We start from the raw sequence: 2915 nt of genomic DNA, 5'->3' as shown, positions 1-2915 counted from the left end.
CTTGATGTGACCTCGATGCCGGAGGCGGAGGTGGAGCAGCGCGTCGCCGGCGGCGCCGCGATGGTGGGGTGCGTCGTGGTGCGCGACGACCCCGGCGGCGGCGACGGCGAAGCCGCCGCTGCTGATCCTCGCCGGATCCCGGCCGCCAGGTGGCGGGGGCGATCCTCATGGCGCGGCTCCAGCGCGTGATGGGCTACCAGCTTCCCGGCATCGCCATCCGGCGGGTGGCGGCGCAGCTCCAGGTGCTGGTGGGCGAATTCACGCCGCAGCAGAAGGAGCGCCTGGAACAGTCGGTGGCGAGGGCGCCGGAGCTGGTGGCGGACGGCGCCGTGGACCTGGTGGAGCGGCGCCCGGTGGCGCGCCTGAAGGACGAGCCGGCCGTGACCTATTATGCCGGCGCCATCGCCATGCTGTTCCTGCTGTTCTCGGCCGTGCTCGGCGCCGCGAGCCTGGTGGACGAGCGCCGCTCGGGGGTGTTCGACCGGGTGGTCATGGCGAATGGCGGCCTGGTCGCCCTCGTCACCGGCAAGATGGCGTTCCTGGTGCTCCAGGGCCTCGCGCTCTCCGCCGTGCTGATGACGGTGGCGAGCCTTGTCTACGGCGTGCCGGTGCTCGCCAATCTCGGACCGCTCACGGCGGTGGCGCTGGCCGCGGCGCCTCCGCCGCCGGCATCGCTCTGCCGCTCGCGGCGGCCTCGCGCACGCGCCATCAGGCGCAGACGCTGTCGACCTTCGCGGTGCTGCTGCTCTCAGCGGTGGGGGGCAGCATGGTGCCGCGCTTCCTGATGCCGCACTGGCTGCAGCAGGCGGGCGACCTCACGCCCACCGCCTGGGGCATCGAAGCGTTCCAAGGTGCGCTCTGGCGTGGCGATTCGCTCACCGCGCTTTTGCCTTCGCTCGCCGTGCTCCTTATATTCGCAGTCGCGGGATGGGCGCTGTCGGTGCTGCTGGTGCACCGTTCCGTGCGGCTCGGCTGAGGCGGAGCCGGATTGATCTGGAGCAGCGCGGCGTCCGTAGGCGGCGCTAGACTGACCGCTGCCGAGAGCCCAAGACAGGCTGCTGCCAGGAGCCCAAGACAGGCTCACGCCGTGAGAAGAAGGCCATGACCATTCTCGTCAACGTCCTGATCGTCGTCGCCACCGTCGCCGCCATGGAAGGCGTCGCCTGGGCGGCGCACAAATACGTCATGCACGGCTGGGGCTGGGGCTGGCACAAGTCGCACCACGAGCCGCGCCATGGCGCGTTCGAGCGCAACGACCTGTATGCGGTGCTGTTCGCGGTGCTGGCGATCATCCTGATCTATGTCGGCCGCAATGACGGCGGCACCCTCCTGTGGATCGGGGTGGGGATGACGGTCTACGGCTTCCTCTATTTCTTCGTGCACGACGGGCTGACCCACCAGAGGTGGCCGTTCCGCTACGTGCCGCGCCACGGCTACCTGAAGCGCCTCGTGCAGGCGCACCGGCTGCACCACGCGGTGGAGGGCAAGGAGGGCTGCGTCTCCTTCGGCTTCCTCTATGCTCCCTCGGTGCCGGCGCTGAAGGCCAAGCTCAAGACGCTGCACGGCGGCAGCCTGAAGAATTCCGACGTCAATTCGGAAGCGGCGGAATAAGTCTCACCGGGAGACGGCGCCCTCGATGAGGTCCGCCGCCCGCCCGACCCCGCCGCCGTCCGCCATGGCCGCCGCAACGCGCCGCGCGGCAGCGGCAAATGCGGGATCGCCGAGCACCGCCCCGAGCGCGTCCCGCAAGCGGCGCCGGCTGAGCTTTCCCGCCGGGACCACCTGCGCCACGCCGTGATAACCGAGCCGCGACGCGGTCGCCGGCTGCTCGAAGGCGATGGGCACCGCCACCAGCGGCACCCCGGCCGCCATGGCGTCCAGCACCGTGTTCATGCCGCAATGGAGCACCGCGGCGCGGCAGCGCGCCAGAACCTCGCCTTGGGGCACGAAGGCGCGCACCTCGCACAGCGCCTCAAGGCGCCTCACCTCATGGGGCGCCAGCAGCCCGCCATGGGCGATCAGCAGCCGCACGCCGAGATCGCGCGCGCCTTGTGCCACCTTCAGGAAGATGTCCGCCCGCGCGCCCTGGAGCGTGCCCAGCGAGCAGAACACCAGCGGCCGCCCATCGTCCGGCCCGAGGTTCAAAGGCTCCACCGGCACCGGGCTCGCCCCGTCGCGCCACGGGCTGCCATAATGGAACGTGGCGGGCAGCTCCCGCCGCGGGAAGTCCAGCGCCTGCGGCACCTGCGAGACCGTGAGCAGCGGCGAGAAGCCCTGGTCGGCGAACGGGTCGAGGCCGAACGCCGCGCCGTGGCGCATCAGCACCTTGCGCATGGGGCGCAGCAGCAGGTCGGTCACCTGGTAGCCGCCCTTGTTCATGACGAGGCCCTTCTCGCTCAAATCGTAGGGCCAGGGCACGAAAGGCGGCGGCACGGTGGGCTCGCGGTTGAGCGGCAGCGCGGTGGCGGTGGAGATGAAGGGGAGGCCGAGATGGCGCGCCACGAGCCCGCCGGCCGCCTCGGTCTGGTCGGCGATCATCGCCTGCGCGCCGATCGCGCGCAGCGCGCCCGGCAGATCGCGGCACAGCATGTCGGTCTGGGCGGCGGTGGCCTTCAGCGTCCCCAGCAGGCCGAACAGGCCGGTGGGCTTCGCCAGCCGGTCCACATAGGCCCTCAGCGCGCCGGGCGGATAGTCGCGCTGCCCCACCGCGTGGAAGCCGGCGCCCTTGCCCTCCACCAGCTTCGCCGCATCCGCCATGTGCAGGAAGGTGACGCGGTGGCCGCGCTGGCCGAGTTCGCGCGCCAGCACGAGCAGGGGGTTGAAGTGGCCCGGCAGCGGCGGGGGCGACGACGGTGAAATGGGTCATGAGGGCCGCGTCCACAGATGCGCCGGCCGCGCCGGCGCGGGCCCCGGCG

5 protein-coding genes are annotated in these 2915 nt (G+C 71.7%); 4 read left to right on the top strand and 1 reads right to left on the bottom strand.

Features of this window, described 5'->3' with window-relative positions; all coding sequences use genetic code 11:
• The 4 genes from AC2W7M_RS23060 to AC2W7M_RS23045 all read left to right on the top strand — a co-directional run.
• Nucleotides 1-189: hypothetical protein (locus AC2W7M_RS23060; protein ID WP_486135227.1), on the top strand; the 189-nt coding region annotated here is incomplete at its 5' end.
• Nucleotides 150-785 carry an ABC transporter permease gene (locus AC2W7M_RS23055; RefSeq protein WP_486135225.1) on the top strand — a complete coding sequence of 212 codons (636 nt, stop codon included), beginning with the start codon at nt 150-152 and terminating at the stop codon, nt 783-785. The genes AC2W7M_RS23060 and AC2W7M_RS23055, both read left to right, overlap by 40 nt.
• Nucleotides 671-976, top strand: a complete 306-nt coding sequence (locus AC2W7M_RS23050) for an ABC transporter permease (protein ID WP_486135229.1) — start codon at nt 671-673, stop codon at nt 974-976. Before AC2W7M_RS23055 ends, AC2W7M_RS23050 begins: the two co-directional genes overlap by 115 nt.
• Nucleotides 977-1101: 125 nt before the next feature.
• A complete protein-coding gene (locus AC2W7M_RS23045) occupies nt 1102-1611 on the top strand; it encodes a sterol desaturase family protein (protein ID WP_486135223.1) in 510 nt (169 codons plus the stop codon).
• A 3-nt stretch (nt 1612-1614) separates the two neighbouring features.
• On the opposite strand, the gene AC2W7M_RS23040 is transcribed toward AC2W7M_RS23045, so the two are convergent.
• Entirely contained in the window at nt 1615-2808 is a 1194-nt protein-coding gene (locus AC2W7M_RS23040; RefSeq protein ID WP_486135221.1) for a glycosyltransferase, read from the bottom strand.
• Between the last annotated feature and the right edge of the window lie 107 nt (nt 2809-2915).

It is taken from the genome of Xanthobacter sp. BG11Y11_SDJG (assembly GCF_057364445.1).
This window is presented reverse-complemented; position numbering and strand designations above follow the sequence as displayed.

Coding starts and splice junctions, on each gene's coding strand:
- AC2W7M_RS23045 (WP_486135223.1), top strand. CDS start 1,102: ATGACCATTCTCGTCAACGTCCTGATCGTCGTCGCCACCGTCGCCGCC.